The sequence below is a fragment of the Caulobacter endophyticus genome (assembly GCF_029543245.1).
Lineage (GTDB): Bacteria > Pseudomonadota > Alphaproteobacteria > Caulobacterales > Caulobacteraceae > Caulobacter > Caulobacter endophyticus_A.
In genome coordinates, this window is sequence record NZ_JARQWV010000034.1 from 1 (window position 1) to 23,876 (window position 23,876).

The 23,876-nt window shown below is 69.8% G+C and carries 30 protein-coding genes; 15 read left to right on the forward strand and 15 right to left on the reverse strand.

Annotation, left to right across the window (positions count from 1 at the left end):
• Positions 1–195: 195 nt before the first annotated feature.
• Positions 196–702 (forward strand): DUF1993 domain-containing protein, encoded by a 507-nt coding sequence (locus P7A99_RS23060; protein ID WP_277796064.1) that lies wholly within the window; start codon positions 196–198, stop codon positions 700–702.
• A gap of 388 nt (positions 703–1,090) precedes the next feature.
• Here the strand turns inward: P7A99_RS23060 and P7A99_RS23065 are convergent, their stop codons facing one another.
• A complete protein-coding gene (locus P7A99_RS23065) occupies positions 1,091–1,981 on the reverse strand; it encodes a bifunctional helix-turn-helix domain-containing protein/methylated-DNA--[protein]-cysteine S-methyltransferase (protein ID WP_277796065.1) in 891 nt (296 codons plus the stop codon).
• Between the two features lie 62 nt (positions 1,982–2,043).
• Entirely contained in the window at positions 2,044–2,520 is a 477-nt protein-coding gene (locus P7A99_RS23070; protein ID WP_277796066.1) for a DUF2244 domain-containing protein, read from the reverse strand.
• A 65-nt stretch (positions 2,521–2,585) separates the two neighbouring features.
• On the opposite strand from P7A99_RS23070, the gene nth reads away from it, so the two are divergent.
• The gene (nth, locus tag P7A99_RS23075; RefSeq protein ID WP_277796067.1) at positions 2,586–3,272 is read left to right on the forward strand and encodes an endonuclease III; all 687 of its coding nucleotides are present in this window, start codon (positions 2,586–2,588) and stop codon (positions 3,270–3,272) included.
• Here nth and P7A99_RS23080 read toward each other — a convergent pair.
• Entirely contained in the window at positions 3,269–4,498 is a 1,230-nt protein-coding gene (locus P7A99_RS23080; RefSeq protein ID WP_277796068.1) for an MFS transporter, read from the reverse strand. The two genes, nth and P7A99_RS23080, sit on opposite strands and share 4 nt — an antisense overlap.
• A 43-nt stretch (positions 4,499–4,541) precedes the next feature.
• Here P7A99_RS23080 and P7A99_RS23085 point away from each other — a divergent pair, with 43 nt between their 5' ends.
• A complete protein-coding gene (locus tag P7A99_RS23085; protein ID WP_277796069.1) occupies positions 4,542–5,054 on the forward strand; it encodes a MarR family winged helix-turn-helix transcriptional regulator in 513 nt (170 codons plus the stop codon).
• Positions 5,055–5,211: 157 nt separating this feature from the next.
• Here the strand turns inward: P7A99_RS23085 and P7A99_RS23090 are convergent, their stop codons facing one another.
• The 5 genes from P7A99_RS23090 to P7A99_RS23110 all read right to left on the reverse strand — a co-directional run bounded on the left by P7A99_RS23090 (position 5,212) and on the right by P7A99_RS23110 (position 8,687).
• The gene (locus P7A99_RS23090) at positions 5,212–5,553 is read right to left on the reverse strand and encodes a DUF2218 domain-containing protein (RefSeq protein ID WP_277796070.1); all 342 of its coding nucleotides are present in this window, start codon (positions 5,551–5,553) and stop codon (positions 5,212–5,214) included.
• Between the two features lie 28 nt (positions 5,554–5,581).
• The gene (locus P7A99_RS23095) at positions 5,582–6,166 is read right to left on the reverse strand and encodes a PadR family transcriptional regulator (RefSeq protein WP_277796071.1); all 585 of its coding nucleotides are present in this window, start codon (positions 6,164–6,166) and stop codon (positions 5,582–5,584) included.
• 89 nt (positions 6,167–6,255) lie between these two features.
• Entirely contained in the window at positions 6,256–6,756 is a 501-nt protein-coding gene (locus tag P7A99_RS23100) for a hypothetical protein (RefSeq protein ID WP_277796072.1), read from the reverse strand.
• 91 nt (positions 6,757–6,847) lie between these two features.
• Positions 6,848–7,744: a hydrogen peroxide-inducible genes activator gene (locus P7A99_RS23105; protein ID WP_277796073.1), complete on the reverse strand. Its 897-nt coding sequence runs from the start codon at positions 7,742–7,744 to the stop codon at positions 6,848–6,850.
• A gap of 76 nt (positions 7,745–7,820) precedes the next feature.
• A complete protein-coding gene (locus P7A99_RS23110) occupies positions 7,821–8,687 on the reverse strand; it encodes an ATP-grasp domain-containing protein (RefSeq protein WP_277796074.1) in 867 nt (288 codons plus the stop codon).
• Between the two features lie 139 nt (positions 8,688–8,826).
• Between P7A99_RS23110 and P7A99_RS23115 the strand changes: the two genes are divergently transcribed.
• From P7A99_RS23115 to P7A99_RS23140, 6 genes are read left to right on the forward strand one after another with little or no spacing between them, the layout of a single operon-like run.
• Entirely contained in the window at positions 8,827–9,816 is a 990-nt protein-coding gene (locus P7A99_RS23115; protein WP_277796075.1) for an adenosine kinase, read from the forward strand.
• A 37-nt stretch (positions 9,817–9,853) separates the two neighbouring features.
• Positions 9,854–10,444: an imidazoleglycerol-phosphate dehydratase HisB gene (hisB, locus tag P7A99_RS23120; protein ID WP_101713144.1), complete on the forward strand. Its 591-nt coding sequence runs from the start codon at positions 9,854–9,856 to the stop codon at positions 10,442–10,444.
• 10 nt (positions 10,445–10,454) lie between these two features.
• Positions 10,455–11,096, forward strand: a complete 642-nt coding sequence (gene hisH / locus P7A99_RS23125) for an imidazole glycerol phosphate synthase subunit HisH (RefSeq protein WP_277796076.1) — start codon at positions 10,455–10,457, stop codon at positions 11,094–11,096.
• Entirely contained in the window at positions 11,084–11,818 is a 735-nt protein-coding gene (gene hisA / locus P7A99_RS23130) for a 1-(5-phosphoribosyl)-5-[(5-phosphoribosylamino)methylideneamino]imidazole-4-carboxamide isomerase (protein ID WP_161934944.1), read from the forward strand. Before hisH ends, hisA begins: the two co-directional genes overlap by 13 nt.
• Entirely contained in the window at positions 11,818–12,600 is a 783-nt protein-coding gene (gene hisF, locus P7A99_RS23135; RefSeq protein WP_277796077.1) for an imidazole glycerol phosphate synthase subunit HisF, read from the forward strand. Before hisA ends, hisF begins: the two co-directional genes overlap by 1 nt.
• The gene (locus P7A99_RS23140; protein ID WP_277796078.1) at positions 12,597–12,920 is read left to right on the forward strand and encodes a phosphoribosyl-ATP diphosphatase; all 324 of its coding nucleotides are present in this window, start codon (positions 12,597–12,599) and stop codon (positions 12,918–12,920) included. Before hisF ends, P7A99_RS23140 begins: the two co-directional genes overlap by 4 nt.
• Positions 12,921–12,950: 30 nt before the next feature.
• Here the strand turns inward: P7A99_RS23140 and P7A99_RS23145 are convergent, their stop codons facing one another.
• The 4 genes from P7A99_RS23145 to timA all read right to left on the reverse strand — a co-directional run bounded on the left by P7A99_RS23145 (position 12,951) and on the right by timA (position 15,917).
• Positions 12,951–13,520 (reverse strand): DUF4272 domain-containing protein, encoded by a 570-nt coding sequence (locus P7A99_RS23145; RefSeq protein ID WP_277796079.1) that lies wholly within the window; start codon positions 13,518–13,520, stop codon positions 12,951–12,953.
• Between the two features lie 63 nt (positions 13,521–13,583).
• Positions 13,584–14,159, reverse strand: coding sequence for a Smr/MutS family protein (locus P7A99_RS23150; protein ID WP_277796080.1), 576 nt, complete (start codon positions 14,157–14,159; stop codon positions 13,584–13,586).
• 4 nt (positions 14,160–14,163) lie between these two features.
• Entirely contained in the window at positions 14,164–15,315 is a 1,152-nt protein-coding gene (gene mltA, locus P7A99_RS23155) for a murein transglycosylase A (protein ID WP_277796081.1), read from the reverse strand.
• Entirely contained in the window at positions 15,315–15,917 is a 603-nt protein-coding gene (timA, locus tag P7A99_RS23160) for a TIM44-related membrane protein TimA (RefSeq protein ID WP_277796082.1), read from the reverse strand. The genes mltA and timA overlap by 1 nt, the downstream gene beginning before the upstream one ends.
• A gap of 165 nt (positions 15,918–16,082) precedes the next feature.
• On the opposite strand from timA, the gene secB reads away from it, so the two are divergent.
• On the forward strand, positions 16,083–16,577 hold the full coding sequence (gene secB, locus P7A99_RS23165) for a protein-export chaperone SecB (protein WP_277796083.1): 495 nt from the start codon (positions 16,083–16,085) through the stop codon (positions 16,575–16,577).
• A gap of 80 nt (positions 16,578–16,657) precedes the next feature.
• Here secB and P7A99_RS23170 read toward each other — a convergent pair whose 3' ends face one another.
• On the reverse strand, positions 16,658–17,344 hold the full coding sequence (locus P7A99_RS23170) for a response regulator transcription factor (RefSeq protein ID WP_058347127.1): 687 nt from the start codon (positions 17,342–17,344) through the stop codon (positions 16,658–16,660).
• A gap of 66 nt (positions 17,345–17,410) precedes the next feature.
• On the opposite strand from P7A99_RS23170, the gene P7A99_RS23175 reads away from it, so the two are divergent.
• On the forward strand, positions 17,411–17,920 hold the full coding sequence (locus tag P7A99_RS23175) for a L,D-transpeptidase family protein (RefSeq protein WP_277796084.1): 510 nt from the start codon (positions 17,411–17,413) through the stop codon (positions 17,918–17,920).
• Between the two features lie 166 nt (positions 17,921–18,086).
• Here P7A99_RS23175 and P7A99_RS23180 read toward each other — a convergent pair whose 3' ends face one another.
• Positions 18,087–18,731: a YggS family pyridoxal phosphate-dependent enzyme gene (locus tag P7A99_RS23180; RefSeq protein ID WP_277796085.1), complete on the reverse strand. Its 645-nt coding sequence runs from the start codon at positions 18,729–18,731 to the stop codon at positions 18,087–18,089.
• On the opposite strand from P7A99_RS23180, the gene P7A99_RS23185 reads away from it, so the two are divergent.
• Complete coding sequence (locus tag P7A99_RS23185; protein WP_277796086.1) at positions 18,730–19,356, forward strand: thiamine phosphate synthase; 627 nt, start codon at positions 18,730–18,732, stop codon at positions 19,354–19,356. The two genes, P7A99_RS23180 and P7A99_RS23185, sit on opposite strands and share 2 nt — an antisense overlap.
• Positions 19,357–19,366: 10 nt before the next feature.
• Here the strand turns inward: P7A99_RS23185 and P7A99_RS23190 are convergent, their stop codons facing one another.
• Positions 19,367–19,789, reverse strand: a complete 423-nt coding sequence (locus P7A99_RS23190; RefSeq protein ID WP_240621631.1) for an NtrZ family periplasmic regulatory protein — start codon at positions 19,787–19,789, stop codon at positions 19,367–19,369.
• Positions 19,790–20,040: 251 nt separating this feature from the next.
• Between P7A99_RS23190 and P7A99_RS23195 the strand changes: the two genes are divergently transcribed.
• The 3 genes from P7A99_RS23195 (at position 20,041) to lptE (ending at position 23,869) form a co-directional block, all read left to right on the forward strand.
• A complete protein-coding gene (locus tag P7A99_RS23195) occupies positions 20,041–20,568 on the forward strand; it encodes a DUF3576 domain-containing protein (RefSeq protein ID WP_277796087.1) in 528 nt (175 codons plus the stop codon).
• A 211-nt stretch (positions 20,569–20,779) separates the two neighbouring features.
• A complete protein-coding gene (leuS, locus tag P7A99_RS23200; protein ID WP_277796088.1) occupies positions 20,780–23,371 on the forward strand; it encodes a leucine--tRNA ligase in 2,592 nt (863 codons plus the stop codon).
• A 3-nt stretch (positions 23,372–23,374) separates the two neighbouring features.
• Positions 23,375–23,869, forward strand: a complete 495-nt coding sequence (lptE, locus tag P7A99_RS23205; RefSeq protein WP_277796089.1) for an LPS assembly lipoprotein LptE — start codon at positions 23,375–23,377, stop codon at positions 23,867–23,869.
• Positions 23,870–23,876: the final 7 nt, after the last annotated feature.

Genomic DNA, 23,876 nt, shown 5'->3' on the forward strand with positions numbered 1-23,876 from the left:
GCTAAACAAACACACGGTCTCCGGGCTCCGCCCGGCCGCTCCGCGCCTCCCCGACCTAACGCGTGCGAACGCGGGAGCATGCGAAGCCGCGCCCAACCTCAAGGAACCTCCCCCTGTGGGGGAGGTTCGCCGCCTCAGGGCTGCGCTTGTCACCGAACCACCCTACATCCGGCGCCAAGCCATACCGGAGCTCCCATGACCATCACCGCCCACCGCGTCAGCGTTCCCGTCTTCGTCCAAGGGCTGAAGGGCCTGTCGGGCGTGCTGGCCAAGGCCGCCGCCCATGTCGAAGAGCGCAAGCTCGACCCCGAGGCCCTGCTGAAGGCGCGGCTCTATCCCGACATGTTCCCGCTGATCCGCCAGGTGCAGATCGCCACCGACTTCGCCAAGGGCGCCAGCGCCCGCCTGGCCGGCGTGGAGGTTCTGGCCTGGGATGACACCGAGACCAGCTTCGCCGACCTGTCGGCCCGCGTCGCCCGCGCCATCGCCTATGTCGAGGGCCTGGATCCCGCCGCCTTCGACGGCGCCGAGGACCGCACCGTGGCCCTGACCCGCCGTGGCGAGACCACCGAGCACAACGCCCTCGACTACCTGACCGCCCAGGCCATGCCGAACTTCTACTTCCACCTCGCAACCGCCTACGCGATCCTGCGCGAGAACGGCGTGGTGCTGGGCAAGCGCGACTTCCTCGGCACGGCCTGAGGCGAAAAATTCTCGTCATCCCGGCCCCCCGGGTCGCGCGAAGCGCGCCCGAGGACAGGCTCCGCGCAGCGGAGAGCCGGGACCCAGGAGCCGGCGCAGTGTGGTCACCCCTGGGTCCCGGGTCTGCGGCGCGTTCGCGCCTTCGCCCGGGATGACGAGAAGAATATGGCGCCCATCAAGGCCGCCGCCGAAACGCCCATACCAATCCGGCCAAGGCCGTCACCACGCCGGCCACCGCCGACAACACGACCGCCAATTCCTTCAGTACCTCCGGTTCCATTGCTCCACCCGTTACTCGACCCCGCATCGCGGTTACGGGCCAGAATGACTCGCTGCGACGTCGAGTTCGGACGTACGTTCCCTTTTTGTTCCGAATCGTGAATGGCGCTCAGGCCACCTCGCGCGTCGCCACCGCTTCCAGGCCCAGGATCGCGGCCTTGCGGGCCAGGCCCCAGTGATAGCCGGTGAGCCGGCCGTCCTTGGCGATGGCCCGGTGGCAGGGGATCAGCAGCGAGATCGGGTTGGCGCCGATGGCCCCGCCGGTGGCCTGGAAGGCCTTGGGCTTGCCGGCCCAGGCCGCGACCTGACCGTAGGTGGCCGTGCCGCCGGCAGGGATGCGCAGCAGCGCCTTCCACACCTGCACCTGGTAGGGCGAGCCGATCAGCACCACGGGCAGGGGGCCTTCGCCGGCGCCGAAGGCCTTGAGGGCCGTTTCCTGAGCGGCCATGTCGTCGCGCACCCAGTCCGCGCCGGGCCAGCGGCGGTGCATGTCGGCGAAGCTGAAGTCGTCATCGCCGTCCGAGAAGGCCAGGCCCGCCAGGCCGCGCTCAGCCAGCACGAACAGCCCGCGGCCGAACGGGGTAGGGGCCCAGCCCCAGCGCAGGGTCATGCCGGCCCCGCGCCGTCGCACGTCGCCCGGCGTGGCCGCCTCCTGGGCGATGAACAGGTCGTGCAGCCGCGAGGGCCCCGACAGGCCCGCGTCATAGGCCGCGTCGAGCACGCTGGCCCCGGCCTCCAGCGAGCGGCGGGCCTCGGCATGGGCGATGGCCGCCACGAAGGTCTTGGGGCTCACGCCGGCCCAACGGGTGAAGATCCGCTGGAAGTGGAACGGCGACAGACCCACCGCGTCGGCGGCCTCGTCCAGCGACGGCCGCTCCATCCAGCGCTGGGCCAGCCAGTCCAGGGCGGTGGCCATGCGGTGGTAATCGGCCGAGCGTTCGGCCAGGCGCGCGAGGATTTCGGACGCGGAAGGTTCGGACTGGACGAGATCGAGGGCCATCGCCGCACTCTACGCCGACCGGGGCAGGGCGTCCGCCCGGTTCTTGCGCCGCCTGTCCTGGCTCACGCGTAGCGCTCGGCCCGCGCCGCCTTGATCGCCCGCTCCAGGGCGCGGGCGAAGGCCACCCGCTCCTCGGGGCTCAGCGCCCGGGCGAGCGTCAGGCGGCGGCGCGACATGAAGAGGCGCACGCGGCTCTCGTGCTCGCCCGGCTGGTCGAGGTCGACGCGGGTGAAGGCCGTCGGCGAGGTCCACACCACCTTGGCGCCCCGGTCGTCCTCGCGGCTGACGGTGATGGCTTCGGCCGTGACCTTCACCCGTTCCGAGCGTGACAGGGCGCGGTTGCTGGCGCGCAGGGCCAGCCATAGCGCAAGGACGTCCAGCCCCAGGAACGGCAGCACCGGCGGCGCGCCGATCACCAGCAGGAACACCGCGATCATCAGGTTGAAGGCGACGGCCACGGCCAGCACCACGGCCATGCCGGCGCGGCTCAGCGACCGGTTGGGGCGGATCACGGCGTCCATGTAGAGCGCGGCGGCCATGCCAAAGGTCTACGCCCCTCGCGCCGCCTTGGCGAGCGGGCCGCATCACGGCATGGTCGCCGCCGATGGCCGCCACCAAATCCCTCGTCAAGAAACGTCCCGCCGGCAAGCGGATCACCGCCGCCGAGCGCGAACGCGTGCGCATCCTGTTCGAGCGCTTCGAGAGCCTGGAGCTGCGCCCCAAGACCGAGCTGAACTATTCCAACCCCTACGAGCTGGTCACCGCCGTGGCCCTGTCGGCCCAGGCCACCGACGTCCAGGTCAACAAGGCCACCGGCCCGCTGTTCCAGGTCGCCGACAGCGCCGAAAAGATGCTCGAGCTGGGCGAAGACGGCCTGATCTCCTACATCGCCTCGATCGGCCTCTTCCGCACCAAGGCCAAGAACGTCATCGCCGCCGCCCACATCCTGATGGACCGCTACGGCGGCCAGGTGCCGCTGAACCGCGAGGCGCTGGAAAGCCTGCCGGGCGTGGGCCGCAAGACCGCCAGCGTGGTGCTGAACGAGCTGGACGTCGAGCCGGCCATCGCCGTCGACACCCACGTGTTCCGCGTCTCGCATCGCCTCAAGCTGTCGGCCGGCAAGACCCCCGACGCGGTCGAGGATGATCTGATGCGCGTGGTGCCCGGGCCCTACCAGACCCGCGCCCACCACTGGCTGATCCTGCACGGCCGCTACATCTGCGTAGCGCGCAAGCCCAAGTGCGAGATCTGCAAGATCGCCGACCTCTGCCCGTCGCTGGGCCTGTTCTAGCGGCTTAAGACCCGCGCGCCCGGCTTGAAGCGCGCGGTCATCGCCATCATCGCCACGACGCCGGCCGCCATCAGCAGCCAGGCGCCGGACAGGTCGGACGAGGCGTCGCGCACCCAGCCGGCGAAGAACGGCATGACGCTGGCCATGACGTAGCCGCCGCCCTGGACGAAGGCCATCAGGTCGCCGGCGCTTTCCGGGTCGCCGGCGTGGTCCAGCGTGACGATCAGAGACAGCGGGAAGATCGCGCCGATGCCCGCGCCCAAGAGGCAGACGGTCGGCAGCACCAGCCACGGGGCAAGCAGCAGGCAGGCGATGCCGGCCAACAGCGAGGCCAGGGCCGCCGCCAGCAGCGGCCGGCGGTCGGGGCGGCGGGCGATGGCGGCCGAGACCGTCAGGCCGGCCAGCACCTCGCAGACTGTCAGCGCCGACAGGGCGTAGCCGGCCTGGTCGGCGGTCAGGCCGCGGCTGGCGTAGAACGGCGGGAACCAGGCCAGCACCAGGGTGTAGGCGCCGGTGCCGATGCCGAAGAAGGTCAGCAGCAGCCAGGCGCGCTGGCTCTTCCACATCGACGCTTGGCGCAGGGCGAGCGGGCCGCCGGCCGGGGCGGCCGTTTCGCGCCTCGCGGCGCGCATCCACAGCGCCAGAGCCAGGACGGCGGGCGCGGCCCACAGGCCGAACATCACCTGCCAGCCGGCCAGGCGGGTGACGCCCGTGGCCATGGCGGCGGCCACGGCGGCGCCGGCCATGATGCCGGTGGTGTAGAGGCCCATCATCCGCGGCGCGCCCTCGCCGGTCGTCCGCTTGATAAAGCCGGGCATCAAGGCCTGAACGGCGGCGACCCCGACGCCGACCATGGCGGCGCTGGCGAAGAGGCCTGCTGTGGTTGGCCAAATGGCCCGCAGGCCGCAGGCCAGCGCGATGGCCAAGAGGCCGATGGCCACGCCCAGGCGCTCGCCCAGGGCCCGGCGCAGCGGCGCGGCCAAGAGGGCGCCCAGGCCCATCAGCAGGATCGGCAGGGTGGTCAGCAGGCCCGCCGCCGCCGAGGAGGCGCCGGTGGCAGCCTTGACCTGATCGAGCACGGGGCCAAGCGCGGCCAGGGCCGGGCGCAGGTTCAGGGCCGCCACGACGATCGCCGCGATGGTGAGCAGGGCGCCGCTTTTGGCGGCACGCGCGGAAAGAGAGGCGCTTTTACGCGCCTTGGCGTCTTCTTCGTAGGCGAGGACCACGATATATCTCGTCGGAAAGTATCTTGATGGCGAGATATATCCGATGGCGGCGAAAGCCAAGCGTCATGACCGCGCAGGCGCGGCTTCGGTCCAGTGGCGGCGCGAGCGGCCGGACCTGGATCCGTTCCCGATGGAGCTGGTCGGCCGCCTCTGCGAGGTGGCCGAGATCGTGCTCAAGGAGCGCCTGGCCCCACTGTTCGCCGCCCACGGCCTGCAGCGCGGCGAGTTCGACGTGCTGGCCACCCTGCGCCGGGCAGGGGAGCCCTACGCCCTGACCCCGACCGACCTCTATGAGACGGCCATGGTCTCGTCGGGGGGCATGACGGCGCGGATCGACCGGCTGGAGAAGATGAACCTGGTCGAGCGCCGTCCGCATCCCAGCGACCGGCGCGGCACGCTGGTGGCGCTGACGGAGGAGGGCAGGGGGCTGCTGGACAAGATCCTGCCCCTGCACATCGACAATGAGCGGACGTTGCTCGAGGCGCTGGACGCTAGTGAGCAGCAGGCGCTGAGCGGATTGCTGACCAAACTGCTGGCGGGGTTGGAGCCGGCTTAGCTCCAACTCTCCGCGTCATCCCGGACGGCCAGAGGCCGATCCGGGACCCAGGGGACTGGGCGCGGCGCTTGCTTCAACGCTGTGGCGGCGGCCCCTGGGTCCCGGCTCTACGCTTCGCTTCGGCCGGGATGACGAGCGGGAGGGGAGGGCGGAAGGCTCAGACCCCCAGCCCCAGGCCGCCGCGCGCCTTGGGCGGGTCGATGTGGCCGGCCTCGCGGGCGCGGGTCCAGTTCAGCTTCTCGACGCCTTCGCGGAAGGCGAAGCGCAGGATGTGGTCGGCGACCACCTGCTCCAGCTTGGCGAGGGCCTCGAAGTCTTCGGCCTCGACGGTCATGTCCAGGCCTTCGGCGTCGGCGGTCATCCGGCACGGGCCCAGCGGCAGCGGGAAGAGGGCCGTCGTCTCGGTCAGCTCGACCTCGAACTTGTGGCCCCAGTGCTTGGCCAGCTGGGTCATGTAGCGGGCGGCCTTGTCGGTGACGAGGCGAGCGTGGCTTTGCATGAGATGTGCTCCTCTGTTCCGGCCCGGTTCAGACAGCTTCGATCTGCGTTGCGGCGTCGTCCAGCGCCTTGGCGATGGCGCCGATCTGCTCGGAGCTTAGGCTTCCGGCGTGCAGTTTCAACCGCAGGGCCGTCTTCAGGTTCTCGCGGGCCCGCAGGATCTGCGGCGCGAAGGCGGCGCTGCGCGAGGCGGCCTCGGCCATGCGCGCGAACAGGCCGTTCACCGGCTGGGCGTTGGCTTCCAGGAAGGCCTGGCCCTCATCGGTGATCGTGTAGAGCTTCTTTCCGCCGCCGGCGTCGGTCGCGGCCACGTAGCCCAGCTCTTCCAGCAGGGTCAGGGTCGGATAGATTACGCCCGGGCTGGGGCTGTAGGCGCCGCCGGCCGCGGTCTCGACCGCCTTGATCAGTTCGTAGCCGTGGCTGGGCTTGTCGGCGATCAGCTTCAGCACGACCAGGCGCAGGTCGCCGTGATCGAAGAAGCGCCCGCGCGGGCCGCCGCGGCCGAAGCCCCGTCCGCCCATGCCGCCGTGTTCGCGGCCGTCGAAGCCGAACGGATGGCGGCTGTGGTGACCGCCGTGGCGGCCGTGGTGATGGTGATGATGTCGTCCAAACATGTGTGCTCTTTCGATGCAGTTTCGTTATATCGAAATGATAGATATATCGAAACTGATCGGCGTCAAGAGCTATTTAGATATATCTGATGCTATCGGGATGCGACGGCGGCGGGGAAGGCCTGGGCGCACAGCTCCTCGCCGAAGGCGTCGCTGAGCTGTTCCTCGGCCTCGCCCATCTTGATGACCGCCAGGCGCGAGCCGACGATGGTCTTGCCGATGGCGTAGTCGCCGACGGTCCTGCCGGTGCGCGTATCGACCAGCCGGGCCTGGCTGCGCAGCACGTTGGCGCCGCCGACGAGGGCGGTCATGGCCGGATTGGCCTTGTCGAAGCGGTCGAGCTTGACCTCCAGCCGCAGCGGCCGCTCGCCCTTGGCGCAGCCGTCCAGCTTGGCCTGCACGCGCTGCTTGAACAGGGCGTCGAAACCCTCGGTGACCTTCAGGTCGCCGCGCGTCAGCCGCACCTCGGCGACGCGGGTCTGCGTCTTCCAATCCTTGGGCAGGTCCTCGACCGCCGCGCTGCGCGACAGGCTCACGCAGCCGGTCGCCATCGTCGCCAAGCCCAGCAGGGCCGCCATCTTCGCCGCGTTCATCCGATGTCCTCCAATCCCCGGCCCTGAACGCGCCGACGGCGGATTGGTCGCAGGTTGGAAGAACGGCGGTATTGAATAATCGTGCGGCGTCTCAAGCCGCGCGCAGGGTCTCGGCCAGCAGGCGACCTTCGGCGGCGCGGCTGGAGCCGGCCCGCCAGGCCACGACGATCTCGCGGGTCGACTGGGCGGTGGCCAGCGGCCGCACGGTCACCGGCGCGTTCTCGGCCAGGCCCGCCTGCACGGCCATGGCCGGTAGGAACGACACGCCCAGGCCCGAGCCGATCATCTGCACCAGGGTTGGCAAAGACGTGGCCGCGAAGCTCTCCTCGTCGCCGACGCCCTTGGGCGGCTCCAGTCCGCAGGCGGCCAGGGCGTGGTCGCGCAGGCAGTGGCCGTCTTCCAGCAGGATAACGTCCTGGCCGTCCAGGCTGGCCGGGTCGACCCTGTCCTGCATGGCCATCGGGTGGTTGGCGGGGGCGGCGGCCAGCAGTTCGTCGTGCTCCACGTGGGCCCAGTCCAGGCCGGTCATGTCGTAGGGCAAGGCGATCAGGGCCGCGTCCAGCGAGCCGGCCTTCAGCGAGGCGATCAGGCGCTGGGTCAGGTCCTCGCGCAGGAACAGGCGCAGCTTGGGGAACTGATCGCGCAGCATCGGCAGGGCGCGCGGCAGGAGGTACGGCGCCACGGTCGGGATCACCCCCAGGCGGAAGCGCCCGGCCAGCGGCTGTCCCGCCCCGCGCGCGGCCTGCACCAGGTCTTCGGTCTGGGCCAGGATCGAAGTCGCCCGGCGCACGGCCTCCTGGCCGGCGGCGGTCAGGATCACGCCCGAGCGCGCGCGATCCACCACCGGTGCGCCGAGGATCTTCTCCAGTTCCTGGATCCCCGCTGACAGCGTCGGCTGGGTGACGTAGCAGGCCTCGGCCGCCCGGCTGAACGAGCCGTGCTCGGACAGGAGCTTCAGGTACTGCATCTGGCGAAGGGTCGGGAGCATGGCTCTGATATAGGCTGTCTCTATCGAAACAGCAAAAGCAATCGAGGCGGTTTTCGGGGTGGGCGGCTGGGCGCCTCTACAGCGACGCCTTCACCGCTTTTGCGAACGCCGCGCCGTGGTCGTGGGCGTGCTGCAGGAAGAGGTCCGGCTCGATGATCTCCAGTTCCATCAGCTGCGGGGTGTGGTCGAGACCCCGGATCAGGTCGATGCGGGCATAGGTCAGCGGCCGGGCCAGCGCGTCCAGAACCATATGGGCCGCATGCAGCGCCTCGGGCTCGGGCGCGATCTCGCTGACCTTGCCGCCGAACTGGGGCTGCACCCGGAAGTCGCCGGGAACGGCGACCTTGGTCACCGCGTGGCTGAAGGCGCCGTCGAAGAAGAACAGCGACAGCTCGCCCTCCTCGCCCACCGCCGGCAGGAACGGCTGGATAAGGGCCGGGCCGGTCGGGGCGTCGGTCAGGTCCGGGTCGCGACCAAGCTTCACCGTGCGGTGCGAGCCGCCCGAGACCTGCGGCTTGGCGACGACGAGGTCGACCTGGAAGCGCTCGCGCGCCTGAGCGACGGCCTCGGGCGTCACCTTGTCGAGGGTGATGGTCGGCACCACGGGCGCGCCCTTGGCGGCCAGTTCGGCAAGATAGGTCTTGGCGGTGTTCCAGCGCAGCAGGTCGGGCGGGTTGGCGGTCCGCACACCGGCGGCCTCCAGGGCGTCGAGGCGCGCGTACCATTCGGGCTCGCGGTGGTGATAGCCCCAGCTGAGCAGAGGCAGGACGATCTCCTGCCCGCCGGCCTCGACCGGATCGGTCCAGGACCGCGAGGCGACCGACAGGCCCTGGGCCCGCAGCGGCGCGGCCAGGCGTTCGAACAGCGGCGGCCAGCTCTGGGCGAAGCGCGGCTCGTCGGCGGCGGGAACCAGGATCAGGACGTCGGGCTGGGTGATGCTCATGCCCCAAGGGTTAGAAAGCCGCGGGGCGCGGGGCAAGGCCTGCGTCGCCCCAAGCCTGCGTCGCCCAAGCCTACGTTGCCAGCGCCCTCCCCTTCCTTTACTTGCGGTCGGTCAATCCTCCCGGAACACACGAGCAGCCATGACCGCCCTCTACGACGTCGCCGCCATCGGTAACGCCATCGTCGACGTGATCGCCCAGTGCGACGACGCCTTCCTCGACGCCCAAGGCCTGGTGAAGGGCTCGATGGCGCTGATCGACACGACCCGCGCCGCCAGCCTGTACGACTCCATGGCGGCCGGCATCGAGGCTTCGGGCGGCAGCGCGGCCAACACCCTGGCCGGCGTGGCCAGCTTCGGCGGCAAGGCCGCCTTCATCGGCAAGGTCGCCGACGACCAGCTGGGCCGGGTGTTCACCCACGACATGCGCGCCATCGGCGGCGTCTTCACCACCTCGCCTCTGGTCGGCGGCCCGGCCACGGCCCAGTGCCTGATCAACGTCACTCCGGACGCCCAGCGCACCATGTCGACCTACCTGGGCGCCTGCGTCGAACTGACCGCCGCCGATGTCGACCAGGCGATCATCGAAGGCGCCCAGTACGCCTATCTCGAAGGCTATCTGTTCGACCCGCTGGAAGCTCGCCGCGCCTTCGCCAAGGCCGCGGCCCTGTCGCACGGCGCCGGGCGCAAGATCGCCATCACCCTGTCGGACAGCTTCGTCGTCGACCGTCACCGCGAGGCCCTGCTCGGCTTCGTCGAGACCCAGTGCGACATCGTCTTCGCCAATGCCTCCGAGGTGTGCGCCCTCTTCCAGACCGACGACTTCGACGCCGCCGTCAAGGAACTGGGCAAGCGGGTCGAGATCGCCGCCGTCACCCGGAGCGAAAAGGGTTCGGTGATCGCCTCGGGCGAGCACTTCCACGAAATCTCGGCCTTCCCCGTGGAAAAAGTCGTGGACACGACGGGCGCGGGCGACCAATACGCCGCAGGTTTCCTCTACGGCCTCTCCCAGGGGCGCTCGCTGGCCGACTGCGGCAAGCTGGGCTCGCTGGCCGCCGCCGAGGTCATCGCCCACTACGGTCCGCGTCCGCAGGTCAAGCTGCGCGACCTGGCCGCCCAGAACGGACTCTAACCACCCCAAGGTCTTCACCGACCTTCAAGGACGAAGCATGGCCCGCACCGCTGAAGTGGTCCGCGAGACGAAAGAGACCCAGATCCGGGTCTGGATCGATCTCGACGGGACCGGCGCCTCGACGATCTCCACCGGCATCGGTTTCTACGACCATATGCTGGAGAGCTTCGCGCGGCACGGCGGCTTCGACCTGAAGATCGAGACCAAGGGCGACCTGCACATCGACATGCACCACACGGTGGAAGACACCGGGATCGTGCTGGGTCAGGCGATCAACAAGGCGCTGGATGGCTTCAAGGGCATCCGGCGCTTTGGCCACGCCTATATCCCGATGGACGAGACCCTGACGCGCTGCGCCATCGACCTGTCCAATCGGGCCTATCTGATCTGGAAGGTCGAGTTCAAGCGCCCCAAGGTCGGCGAGATGGACACCGAGCTCTTCAAGGAGTTCCACCACGCCTTCGCCATGAACTGCGGCGCGTGCATCCATCTCGAGACGCTCTACGGCGACAACACCCACCACGTGGCGGAAAGCGGCTTCAAGGCCCTGGCCCGCGCCCTGCGCCAGGCGGTGGAGTTCGACCCGAAGACCGGCGGCCAAGCGCCGTCGACCAAGGGCGTGCTGTAAGGCTCATACCATGCAGACCCTCGCCCTGATCGACTACGGGTCGGGCAACCTGCGATCGGCGGAGAAGGCCTTGAAAGAGGCCGCCCGCCGGCGTGGCGTCGCCACCGACATCGTCGTCACCACCGATCCCGCCATCGTGGCCAAGGCCGACCGGGTGTTCCTGCCCGGCGTCGGCGCCTTCGCCTCGTGCCGCGCGGGCCTCGACGCCTCGGGCGTCTACGAGGCCATGAACGAGGCCGTGCACCAGCGCGGCGCGCCGTTCATGGGCATCTGCGTCGGCCACCAGCTGCTGGCCACCGAAGGTCTCGAGTTCGGCGTCACGCCGGGCCTCGACTGGATCGGCGGCCAGGTGAAGAAGCTCGCCCCGTCCGACCCGTCGCTGACCATCCCGCACATGGGCTGGAACGCGATCGCCTTTTCGCGCGCTCATGCCCTGTTTACGGGCATCGAGGACGGCGCCCACATGTACTACGCCAATTCCTTCGCGCTCGACGCGGCCGATCCGGCCGACGTGGTGGCGACCAGCGACCACGGCGGCGCCTTCGTCGCGGCGGTGGCCAAGGGGAATGTCGCGGGCGTACAATTCCACCCTGAAAAATCACAAGCCGCGGGGCTCACCCTGCTCGCCAACTTCCTGGAATGGCGCCCATGATCCTCTATCCCGCCATCGACCTGAAGGACGGCCAGTGCGTGCGTCTGCTGCACGGCGACATGGACAAGGCCACGGTCTTCAACAACAGCCCGGCCGACCAGGCCCAGCGCTTCGTCAAGGACGGCTTCTCGTGGCTGCACGTCGTTGACCTGAACGGCGCCATCGAGGGCAAGTCGGTCAACACGGCCGCGGTGCAGTCGATCCTGGAGTCGATCTCGATCCCGGTGCAGCTGGGCGGCGGCATCCGCACGCTCGAAGGCATCGAGGCCTGGATCGAGGCCGGCGTCTCGCGCGTCATCCTCGGCACCGTCGCCGTCCACGATCCGGAGCTGGTCCGCAAGGCCGCCCGCCTGTGGCCCGAGCAGATCGCCGTGGCCGTCGACGTGCGGGACGGCAAGGTCGCCATCGACGGCTGGACCGGCCTGTCGGACATCGACGCCATCACCCTGGGCAAGCGCTTCGAGGACGTGGGCGTGGCCGCCCTGATTGTCACCGACATCAGCCGCGACGGCGCCCTCACCGGCGTCAATGTCGAAGGCGTGGGCGAACTGGCCGACGCCGTCTCGATCCCGGTCATCGCCTCCGGTGGCGTGGCGGCAGTCGCCGATATCGAGCGCCTCAAGGCCCGTAAGGGCGTCGAGATCGCCGGGGCCATCCTGGGCCGCTCGCTCTACGCCGGCACCATCAAGCCGGCCGAAGCGCTGGTCGCGGCGGCCGCCTGATGCTGAAGACCCGGATCATCCCTTGCCTCGACGTCAAGGACGGCCGGGTCGTCAAGGGCGTCAACTTCGTCGACCTGCGCGACGCCGGTGATCCGGTCGAACAGGCCGCCGCCTATGACGCGGCCGGCGCCGACGAGCTGATGTTCCTCGACATCACCGCCTCCAGCGAGGGCCGCGGCCTGATCCTGGATGTGATATCGCGCACCGCCGAGGTCTGCTTCATGCCCGTCTCGGTGGGCGGCGGCGTGCGCCAGGTGTCCGACATGCGTCGCCTGCTGCTGGCCGGGGCCGACAAGGTCTCGACCAACACCGCCGCCGTCGAGAACCCCGACCTGATCGCCGCCGGCGCCGACGCCTTCGGCGCCCAGTGCGTGGTGGTGGCCATCGACGCCAAGGCCCGTCCCGACGGCTCGGGCTGGAACGTCTGGACCTATGGCGGCCGCAAGGACACCGGCCTCGACGTCGTCGACTGGGCCGCCAAGGTGGTCGAGCGCGGCGCGGGCGAGATCCTGCTGACCTCGATGGACCGCGACGGCGCCAAGATCGGCTACGACATCCCTCTGCTCCAGGCGGTGACAGGCGCGGTCAATGTGCCGGTGATCGCCTCGGGCGGCGCCGGCAAGACCGAGCACCTGGTCGAAGCCGCCCGCGACGGCCACGCCGCCGCCGTGCTGGCCGCATCGATCTTCCACTTCGGCGAGATCTCGATCGGCGAGGCCAAGCAGGCCATGGCCGCCGCCGGCGTGCCGGTGCGCCTGGACCCTGCGAGAACCGCCGCATGAGCCGCCTGTTCGAGGTCCTGGAGCGGCTGGCCGCCACGGTCGAGAGCCGCAAGGGCGGCGACCCCACGGCGTCCTACACCGCCAAGCTGCTGAACGACCCGGCCCTGGCCGCCAAGAAGCTGGGCGAGGAAGCCGTCGAGACGGTGATCGCCGCCGTCGCGCAGGGGCCTGAAGCCCTGGCCTCGGAAAGCGCCGACCTGCTCTATCACTGGCTGGCCCTGATGGCCGCCTCGGGCGTCCCGCTCGACGCCGTCGCCGAGAAGCTGGAAGCCCGCGAGGGTACCTCGGGGCACGCCGAGAAGGCGTCGCGGGGCGGCTGACCTCTCAGCTGCCGGCGCCTGTCGGACCTTTCAGGTATCCGTCGTCACCTCATCCCACGCAGCGCCGTCGTAGCCGATCACCCAGTTGATCGCATGGTGGCGCTCCTGAACGATCTCGATATCGACCGGGATCGCGGGAGCCATGCCGGTCAGCTTGGCGTTCCTGGCTTCCCAATGGTGGCCCAGCAGTTCGTCCGCCTTGGTGATCAACGCCTCGTCGGATCGCAGCTTGGCGTTGGCGATAAAGCTCGCGGTGTCCACGTCAGCAAACGGCGGAAGCAGATCCTGAAAGACAGCGGGGTCATATTGCTGGTCGGAAGGCGGCAGTTCGCTCACCTCGCCAAGCGCCCAGCAAAGCACGGCCAGCCGTTCGGATAGCCATCCGCTGTCGATCAACTGCTGACGCGGCGGCGTCGAGGTCGCCAGAAATCGATCCTCCGATGGCGAAAGATCGGCGCTGACGCCCGTCTCTTTCAGCCAGTCCAGAACGTCGCTTCTCGGAGCGCCGAGGGCCACCCCGACAACCGAGAATAACGCCAACGCTCTCCTGGCGACCTCTTCGGGCGACCGAATGACATCGGGTGAAAACTCATCTGCCATGTCGCCATGGTGGAGCTTGGAAACGGCCGATGCAATGGCGGCTTCCCTCCCCCTGGCCGGCGCTCAACCCTTCCGCTTCAGCGCCACGTAGAGCGCCCCCTCGCCGCCGTGTCGCTGATCCGCTTGCGACACCCCGGCGATCATTTCGCGCAGGGTCGGATCGGCCAGCCATTCGGGCGTGCGCTGGCGCAGGACGCCGTGACCGACCTTGCCCTTGCCGGTGATCACCAGCACCGCCCGGTGACCCTCGTCCCAGGCGCGGCGGATGAACCGTTCCAGCGTGGCGCGGGCCTGGTCCTGGTCGAGACCGTGCATGTCCAGCCGCGCGCCGATCGGGTCGTGCGCCTTGACGATGCGCCGGCGACGGTTGGGCTCGATGCCCTCGGGCGGCGGCTTGGGCGCGGGCTTCGCCTTCAGCGCCTTGATCTCGGACGGATCGATGCGCAGCGGCGCCACCGAGGCCAGGTGGGTCGGAGGCTCGACGTCGGCGGCGTGGGCCAGGAGTTCGGCCTTGCCGGGACGGATACGGGCCTTGTCGCGCATCTTCAGCGCCTTTTCAGGCGCGCGCCCCGTCACCGTCGAGGCCACCAGCCGCCAGAGGCGCTGGCCATCGTCATCCGGCGGCCGCCGCTTGCTCATGGTGCTAGGGCTGGGGCTGGGGGACCAGCCGCCACAGGCGCAGGTCGTGGCGCACGCGGCCGGCCTCGGTTCCGGCCGCCTGGCCGGTGCCGATGTAGAGGTCGGCGCGGACCTGGCCCTTGATCGCCCCGCCGGTGTCCAGCGCCACCACGGCGCGGCGATAGGTCGGGAAGGCGCCGGCCAGCTTCGGGGCGCTGGCGTCGATCCAGAAGAGGCCGCCCATGGCGTGCTGGCTGGGGTCGACGGCGATGGCGCGGCCGGCCGGCAGCGGCACGTTGGCCGCGCCCGTTGCCTGGCGGCCGTCGTCGGGCAGGGTCTGGAAGAAGATGTAGCGCGGGTTCAGTTGCATGATCGCATCGGCCCTGGGGCCGCGATTGGCCGCCAGCCAGCCGCGGATCGCCTCGCCCGAGGTGTTGCCGTCGCTCAGCAGGCCCTGGTCGCGCATGGCCGTGGCGATGCCGACGAAGGGCTTGCCGTTGTGGGCGGCGAAGGCCGCGCGCACGCGGCGGCCGTCGGGCAGGGTCAGCACGCCCGAGCCCTGGATCTGCAGGAAAAAGAGGTCCTCGGGCCGCATCCAGGCCAGCGGCCGGTCCAGCGGCGAGGCCTCGATGGCGGCGCGGTCGTCATAGGGCACGAAGGTCGCGCCGGCGACGCGGCCGGCCACGGTCTTGCCCTTCAGGCTGGGGTCGAAGGCGCCGAGGTCGAGCATGGCCAGGTCGGCCGGCCGGCCGCGCATCGGGGCGCTGAACTCGGCCGAGCGCGACATGCGCGCCTCGTACTCAGGAGCGAAATAGGCGGTCAGCAGGCCCTGGCCGGCGACGGCCTCGGGACGGAAGTTGGCTTCCAGGAACTGGCGGGCCCGGGCGTCGTCGACCGGGCCGGCGGCCTTGGCCCGGCGGCAGACCTCGGCCGTGGCCGGATCCTTGGCGACGCCGCAGGTCTCGCGGAAGGCCTGAAGGGCGGCGGCGTGGTCTTCCTCGTTCCAGCCTTGCAGCGCCGCGAAGCTGGCCGGCGACGGCGTCGTCGGCGGCTGCGGAGCAGGCTTGGTGGGCGTCGTCGGCGGCGTGGTCGGGGTGACGGGCGGCGGCGGCGCGGTCGTCGTACAGGCGGCCAGCACCAGGGCGGCCGCCGCGATCGTCAGGACGGAACGCAACATCAGGCTTCGGCGACCGCGACGCGCACCAGGGTCCAGTTGGGGTCGCGGCTCTTGAGGTCGCGCTCGAAGGTCCACAGGTCGGCCGTGCGGCGGTCGTCGACCGCCTCGCCGGCGGCGCTGGTCGAGCGCGTGCGCACCTCGGCCAGGATCCGCACCACGGCGCGGGCGGTGTCGCCCTGCACCTCGGCGCTGTCGAGGTCCATGCGCGGCGGAGCCAGGATCTCGACGCTTTCGGTGCGGCCCTCGGCTTCGCGGGCGGCCATGGCGCCTTCGAAATTGGCCATCACGTCGGACGCCAGCAGCGGCTTCAGCGTCTCGCGGTCACCCTGGGCGAAAGCCTTGAGGATCATCTCGTAGGCGTAGCGGGCGCCCGACAGGAAGCGGGCGGGATCGAAGTCGGGCTGGCGGGCGCGCAGGGCGGCCAGGCCCGTGGCGTTGACCGGGATCGCCGCCTCGGCGCTGTCGGCCGGACGGTTTGCGGCCGGGGCGGCCACGGGGGCGGGCGTGTCCTCGGGCTGACGCCCCACCCGGCGACCGAGAGTGGCGTAGAGCTGGTAGAGGACGACGGCGGCGAGCACCGCGAAGACGATCAGTTCAAGCACGACAAGTTCCGCATCGGGGCCGTCGATTGAGACGACAGCCTTCCTATATAGGCCAAGCGACCGCCCGCGTCAGGCGCCTGACGTTGCACGGCGTTCTCCCGCATGTTAGCAGCGCCGCTCACGCCTAACGGCCGATATGCCGCGCCGAGTATGGAAAAACCCTTCATGACCGATACCAACGGCGCTCCGCCCGCCGCCCAGGACGACAACGAAGCGGCCGCCGCCGGGATCCGCATCGTCGCCCAGTTCGTTCGCGACCTGTCGTTCGAAAACCCGCTCGCGCCGGACTCGCTGCGCGCCTCGGCCACCCAGCCGGCCATCGACATGGGCGTCGAGATGAACGCCCGCGGTCGCGCCGACGGCCTGTTCGAAGTCGACCTGAAGCTGTCGGCCCGCGCCGAGCGCGACGGCCAGGCGGTGTTCCACGTCGAAGTCGTCTATGGCGGCCTGTTCCAGATCGCCGGCGTGCCGGAAGAGGCCCTCGAGCAGGTCCTGCTGATCGAGTGCCCGCGCTTCCTGTTCCCGTTCGCCCGTCGCCTGATCGCCGACGTCACCAGCGAAGGCGGCTTCCCGCCCTTCCTGATCGACCCGATCGACTTCGCCGGCGTCTATGCCGCGCGCAAGGCCCAGGCCGACGCCGGTCAGGTCGGCAACGCCTGATTTCAGGCTGACGACCCCGAAAACGAAGAAGGCCCGGAGCAGCGATGCTCCGGGCCTTTCTTTTTTGGCTTCCGTGAAGGCTAAGGCTGAAGCCGGTAGCCGCCCGCCTCGGTGATCAGGATGCGCGCCGTGGCCGGATCGGGTTCGATCTTCTGGCGCAGGCGATAGACGTGGGTCTCCAGCGTGTGGGTGGTGACGCCGGCGTTGTAGCCCCAGACTTCGGTCAGCAGTTCCTCGCGCGACACCGGCTTGGAGCCGGCGCGATAGAGGTACTTGAGGATGTTGGTCTCCTTCTCGGTCAGCCGCACCTTCTTCTGCTTGTCGTCGACCAGCAGCTTGGCCGAGGGGCGGAACTCGTAGGGACCGATGCGGAACAGCGCGTCTTCCGAGGCCTCGTAGCTGCGCAGCTGGGCGCGGATGCGGGCCAGCAGCACGCCGAAGCGGAAGGGCTTGGTGACATAGTCGTTGGCGCCCGATTCCAGGCCCAGGATCGTGTCGCTGTCGCTGGCGGCGGCGGTGAGCATGATCACCGGCGCGGTGACGCCGTTCTTGCGCATCAGCCGGCAGGCCTCGCGGCCGTCCATGTCGGGCAGGTCGACGTCGAGCAGGATCAGGTCCGGCTTGATCTCGCGGGCCTGCCGCACGCCTTCGCCGGCGGTCGGGCACTCGGCCACGGCGAATTCCTCGTGCAGGGCGAGCTGTTCGGCCAAGGCGCCGCGCAGGTCGTCGTCGTCGTCGATGAGAAGCAGGGTCTTGCGTTGCGCCATGAGGCGGAACATGACCGCTACGAGGCCCGGCGCCAAGGGGCGCGGCTTGCGGGAGCGGGGTTTGCGATGATCTTCCAGGCGCATTCGGACGGAACCATCGACCTCGGCGACGGCCGGATCGTGCGCTGCGCCCTGGGCAAGGCCGGCGTCGTCGCCGCCGCCGACAAGCGCGAGGGCGACAACAGGAGCCCGCTGGGAACCTGGGCGATCCGCCAGGTGCTCTACCGCCCCGACGTCTATCCGGACGGCCCGAAGACGGCCCTGCCGATCGCGCCGATCGCGCCCGACGACGGGTGGTGCGACGCGCCCGGCGATCCGAACTACAACCGCCCGGTCAAGCTGCCCTACCCCGCCAGCGCCGAGCGCATGTGGCGCGACGACGGCGTCTACGACCTGGTCGGGATCCTGGCCCACAACGACGACCCGCCGGTTCCGGGCCTGGGCTCGGCGATCTTCCTGCATCTGGCGCGCGAGGGCTATCCCGGCACCGAGGGCTGCGTGGCCCTGGCGCGGGCGGATATCGAGGCGCTGCTGGGCAAGGCCGCGCCGGGGGACGCGATCGGGATTTCGGAATAGTCCTTCTCCCCTTGCGGGAGAAGGTGTCGACGAAGTCGACGGATGAGGGGTCTCTCAAATTTGAAAGACCGCTCCCTGGCCTGCCCGCCGTTGCGGTTGACGGGATCGTCGACCCCTCACCCGACCTCCCTTCGGGAGGCCACCCTCTCCCGCAGGGGGAGAGGGATCAACGGGAGCCGAACAGCGCCGAGCCCACCCGCACCGAGGTGGCCCCACACGCGATGGCGGTCTCGAAGTCGTCGCTCATGCCCATCGAGAGCCTGGTCACGCCGTTGCGGGCGGCGATGTCGGCCAGCATGCGGAAATGCGGCGCGGGATCTTCATCGGCCGGCGGGATGCACATCAGGCCCTCCACCGAGAGCCCATAGACGTCCCGGCAGGCGGCCACGAAGGCGTCGGCCTCGCCCGGCGTCACGCCGGCCTTCTGCGGCTCCTGCCCCGTATTGACCTGGACGTAGAGGCGAGGGGCCCTCCCCTGCGCCTGGGCTTCGTCGGCCAGCACCCGCGCCAGCTTCTCGCGGTCGAGGGTCTCGATGACGTCGAAGAAGGCCACGGCGTCGCGGGCCTTGTTGGTCTGCAAGGGGCCGATCAGCCGCAGCTCGATCTGCGCGCGCAGCGGCGTCCAGCGCTCCTTGGCCTCCTGCACGCGGTTCTCGCCGAAAACCCGCTGGCCCCCGTCGAACACAGGGGCGATATGGTCCCAGGGCTGCAGCTTCGACACCGCCACCAGCTGGACGGCGTCGGCGGGCCGGCTGGCCGCAAGGGCGGCGGCGGCGATGCGGGATCGGATGGCGTTCAGGGCTTGCGACATGTCGGACCAGGAAACAGGCAGTCTGGAGACCCTCTCTAGAACGGCCGCGCGGCTTCGCCCATGGGTCTGGTCGGGCGATCCCCTGCCGCGCCTGCTGTTTTTCACCGATCCCTTGCGGGTTCCCGATCCCGAGGCCGTCGCCGAGCGCCTGCCGGCCGGAGCGGGGATCGTCTATCGGCCCTTCGACGCGGCCGACGCGGTCGAGCGCGGCCTGCGTCTGGCGGCGATCGCCCGAGCGCGCGGCCTGCTGCTGTTGGCGGGCGCGGATCCGGCCCTGGCGCAGGCGATCGGCGCAGGCGGCGTTCACCTGCCCCAGCGGCTGGCGGACGGCGCCGCCGAGCTTCGCAGAGATCATCCCTCGTGGCGGATCACGGCGGCGGCGCACGACGCCCCGGCCGTGCGGGCGGTGCAGACGGTCGGCGTGGAGGCGGTGGTGGTCTCGCCGGTCTTTCCCAGCAACAGCCCCTCGGCCGGCGCGCCGCTGGGCGTCGAGGGCCTGTCCGCGATCGCGGCGGGCGCGGCCCTGCCGATCTACGCCCTGGGCGGCGTCAATGCGAAAACGGCCGGCGCGCTGGTCGGCGCGGGCGTCTACGGCTTGGCGGGGATCGAGGGGTTCGGCGGCTGAGCGCCGAAGATCAGAACTTGAACGCCGTTTCCAGCTTCACGCGCGGCGCGGGCTCGCGGGTTTCGTTCTTGCGGGCGGCGGCCACGGGGTTGTTCTCGCCCAGGGCCACGGCGCCGCCGACGCGGATCGACGGGGTGACCTTGTAATAGGCCCCGGCCTGGACGTCCTTCAGCTCCATCTCGCGGCCCACGGGCTGGTCGAGGTCGAGCTTGAGGCCCCACTTACCCTTGCGGGCGTCGAATTCGAGGGTCTTCTTGGGGTTCTGCGGGCTGAACGGCGCGCCTTGCGAGGCGGTGAAGTCGTTCTTGACGGTGAAGTCGGCGGTGGCCGGCGCGGTGCGGGTCTTGGTCTGGGCATGAGCCAGCGAAGCCGATCCGGTCAGGATCAGCGCGGCGGCGCCCGCCAAGACGAACTGCGTCGCGACCTTCGTCACTACGACACCTATTCCCCAAGTTACCCCTGCCCGAACCTCATATAGGTACGGACACCCTGAACGCCGAATAAAGGCCTTGGTACAACGCGGTCAACCGGGCTTGGATCACGCTGATCGTCGCAGGTATCGATTCAAGCGGCGCCTGTGGCGGTCATGTCACGCGATTCCTGTTTTGACGCAGCGCGGCCATGCTATAGACGCGTTCCGGCTGCGGGGGCGCGCCTGGGCTGCGCGCACGCGCCGGCGGTTATTTGGAGCGAGGTACTATGGCGTTTGAGCGTGGGTCCATGTTGCGCGGCGTCGCCGCCGGCGTGCTGGCGCTGTCGGTTCTCGGCGTGGGCGCATGCAGCAGCAACAAGCCGCCCAAGACCTTCACCAGCCAGAGCGAAGAGCCCGGTTTCCGGCCCTTCGGCCTGTTCAAGAAGAGCCCGAAGGCCGCCACGAGCGAAGGCTCGATCGGCGTCAACGGCTTCCTGTGGCGCGCGTCGCTGGACACGCTGGCCTTCATGCCGCTGGCCTCGGCCGACCCGTACGGCGGCGTGATCGTCACCGACTGGTACATCAACCCGGAAAAGCCGGACGAGCGCTTCAAGGCCACCGTCTACATCCTGGACACCCGCCTGCGCGCCGACGGCCTGAACGTCACGATCTTCAAGCAGGCCAAGGACGCCTCTGGCGCCTGGGCCGACACGGCCGCCTCGGATCAGACGGCGACCGACATCGAGAACGCCATCCTGACCCGCGCGCGTCAGCTTCGCCTCTCGAACATCCGGAACTGAGGGCTCTTCAAGTCCGAAGGATCCGCGCGGGAGCCCCTCGTCTGGCGACAAGGGGCTCCCGTTCGCATATTTAGGCGCGCCCCGGCCGCGAAACCGCTTATGAGCATTGCGGACCGCGTCCATTTTAGTGGAGCGCGCCCGGGCGGGTTAACCGCTCACACCTAACCCTGGCGCGCTCTCGCGCATCGACCGCAAGCACTGTCTGGTTTCCATGGCCCGCTACAATCCCAAAGACACCGAGCCGAAGTGGCGCGCCGCCTGGGCGAACGCCAACACCTTCCTGACGCCGATCGCTCCCGACGCGCGTCCGAAGTACTACGTGCTCGAGATGTTCCCCTATCCGTCGGGGCGCATCCACATGGGCCATGTGCGCAACTACGCCATGGGCGACGTCGTGGCCCGCTACAAGCGCGCCCAGGGCTTCAATGTGCTGCACCCGATGGGCTGGGACGCCTTCGGCATGCCCGCCGAGAACGCGGCCATGGAGCGCGGCGTCCACCCCAAGGGCTGGACCTACGACAACATCGCCGCCATGCGCGAGCAGCTGAAGGCCCTGGGCCTGTCGGTCGACTGGTCGCGCGAGTTCGCCACCTGCGACCCGGAATACTACGGCAAGCAGCAGGCCTGGTTCCTGCGCCTGCTGAAGCGCGGCCTGGTCTATCGCAAGGAAGCCTCGGTCAACTGGGACCCGGTCGACATGACCGTGCTGGCCAACGAGCAGGTCATCGACGGCAAGGGCTGGCGCTCGGGCGCGACGGTCGAGAAGCGCAAGCTGACCCAGTGGTTCCTGCGCATCACCGACTACGCCGACGCCCTGATCGACGGCCTGAAGACCCTGGATCGCTGGCCCGAGAAGGTCCGCATCATGCAGGAGAACTGGATCGGCCGGTCCACGGGCCTGCGCTTCAAGTTCCAGTTTGACGGCGAAGCTCCGGACGGCCTGGCCGAGGGCCTGGAAGTCTACACCACCCGTCCCGACACCCTGTTCGGCGCCAGCTTCGTGGGCATCGCGCCTGAGCACCCGCTGGCCGAGCAGCTGGCGGTCGAGAACCCCGACCTGCAGGCGTTCATCGCCGAGTGCCGCAAGGGCGGCACCTCGGAGGCCGACATCGAGGGCGCCGAGAAGCTGGGCCGCGACACCGGCCTGCGGGTGAAGCACCCGCTGGACCCGTCGATCACCCTGCCGGTGTGGATCGCCAACTTCATCCTGATGGACTACGGCACCGGCGCGATCTTCGCCTGCCCGGCCCACGACCAGCGCGATCTGGATTTCGCCCGCAAGTACGACCTGCCGGTACTGCCGGTGGTGCTGCCGAACGGCGAGGATCCGGCGACCTTCACGGTCGGCAAGGAGGCCTATGTCGGCCCCGGCAAGATCTTCAACTCCGAGTTCCTGGACGGGATGGAGGTCGAGGCCGCCAAGACCGAGGCCGTCTCGCGGATCGAAGCCGCCGGCCAGGGTCAGGGCGCGACCGTCTATCGCCTGCGCGACTGGGGCGTGAGCCGCCAGCGCTATTGGGGCTGCCCGATCCCGGTCATCCACTGCCAGGCCTGCGGCCCGGTGGCGGTGCCGGAAGACCAGCTGCCCGTGACCCTGCCCGAGGACGTCACCTTCGATCCCAACAAGCCGGGCAATCCGCTGGTGCGGCACCCGACCTGGAAGCACGTCAATTGCCCGTCGTGCGGCGCCCCGGCCGAGCGCGAGACCGACACGCTGGACACCTTCGTCGACAGCAGCTGGTACTTCGCCCGCTTCACCGATCCGACCGCGGCCGAGCCGATCGACAAGGCCTGCGCCGACCACTGGATGCCGGTCGACCAGTACATCGGCGGCGTCGAGCACGCGGTGCTGCACCTGCTGTACGCCCGCTTCATCACCAAGGCGCTGAAGGACGAGGGCCTGCTGTCGGTGGACGAGCCGTTCGCGGGCCTGTTCACGCAGGGCATGGTCACCCATGAGGCCTACAAGAACGAGGCCGGCGAGTGGGTCGAGCCGTCGGATGTGGTGATCACGGCCGAGGGCAACAGCCGCACCGCCAAACACGCCAAGACCGGCGCGCCGATCGTCATCGGCGACATCGAGAAGATGTCGAAGTCCAAGAAGAACGTCGTCGCCCCCGAAGACATCTTCGAGGCCTACGGCGTCGACGCCGCGCGCCTGTTCGTGATGAGCGACAGCCCGCCCGAGCGCGACGTGCAGTGGACCAATTCGGGCGTCGAGGGCAGCTGGCGCTTCACCCACCGCCTGTGGAACGAGTTCGACAGCCAGCCGGCCGGCGATTTTACCCATGACGACGCCGACGAAGCGGCCCTGGCCCTGCGCAAAGCGGCCCACAAGCTGATCGGCTTCGTCACCGACAGCATCGAGGGCTTCCGCTTCAACAGCGGCGTGGCGCGCCTGTACGAGTTCCTGAACGCCCTGAAGGCGGCTCCGGCTGAAGGCGCGTCTCAGGGCGTGCTGGCGGCCCGGGTTGAGGCGCTGGACATCCTGGCCCGCCTGGTCGCGCCGTTCACGCCTCACCTGGCCGAAGAGGCCTGGGTCCGCCTGGGCCGCGAAGGCATGGTGGTCGACGCGCCCTGGCCCAAGGCCGACCCGGCCCTGGCGGCCGACGACGAGCGCGTGCTGCCGATCCAGATCAACGGCAAGCGCCGCGGTGAGATCAAGGTCAAGGCCGGCGCCCCGGACGACGAGGTGCAGAAAATCGCTCTGGCGGATCCCGCCGTCATGGCCCACCTTGAGGGCGTCACGGTCCGCAAGGTGATCGTGGTCAAAGACCGCATCGTCAACATCGTGGCGAACTGATCCATGAAGCGTCTCCTGGCGGCCGCCGCCCTTCTCTCGACCCTGGCCCTGTCGGCCTGCGGCTTCACCCCGCTGTACGGCCAGCAGGGCGTCACCGGCGGCCTGGGTGCGATCGAGGTCGTGGCGGCCGACGGTCGCGCCGGCTACCTGCTGCGCGAGCAGCTGGAAGACGCCCTGGCGCGTAACCCCAACGTGCTGGCCTCGCACCGCCTGACCTACAAGGTCGAGGAAAAGCGCTACGCGCGCGGCGTTCGCGTCGACAACGTGGCCAACCGCTACGAGCTCAACATGAAGGTCGAGTGGAAGCTCACCGACGTGACCACGGGTTCGGAAGTGCGCAAGGGCACGACCATGGCGGTGGTCACCTACGACTCCGCCGACCAGCCCTACGCCGCCATCTCCGCTCAGCAGGACGGCCAGGAGCGCGCCGCCGCCGAGGTGGCCCGCAAGATCCAGCTGGAACTGGCCTCCTGGCTGGCCGGCAAGGCGCCCGCCTGACCTCGTG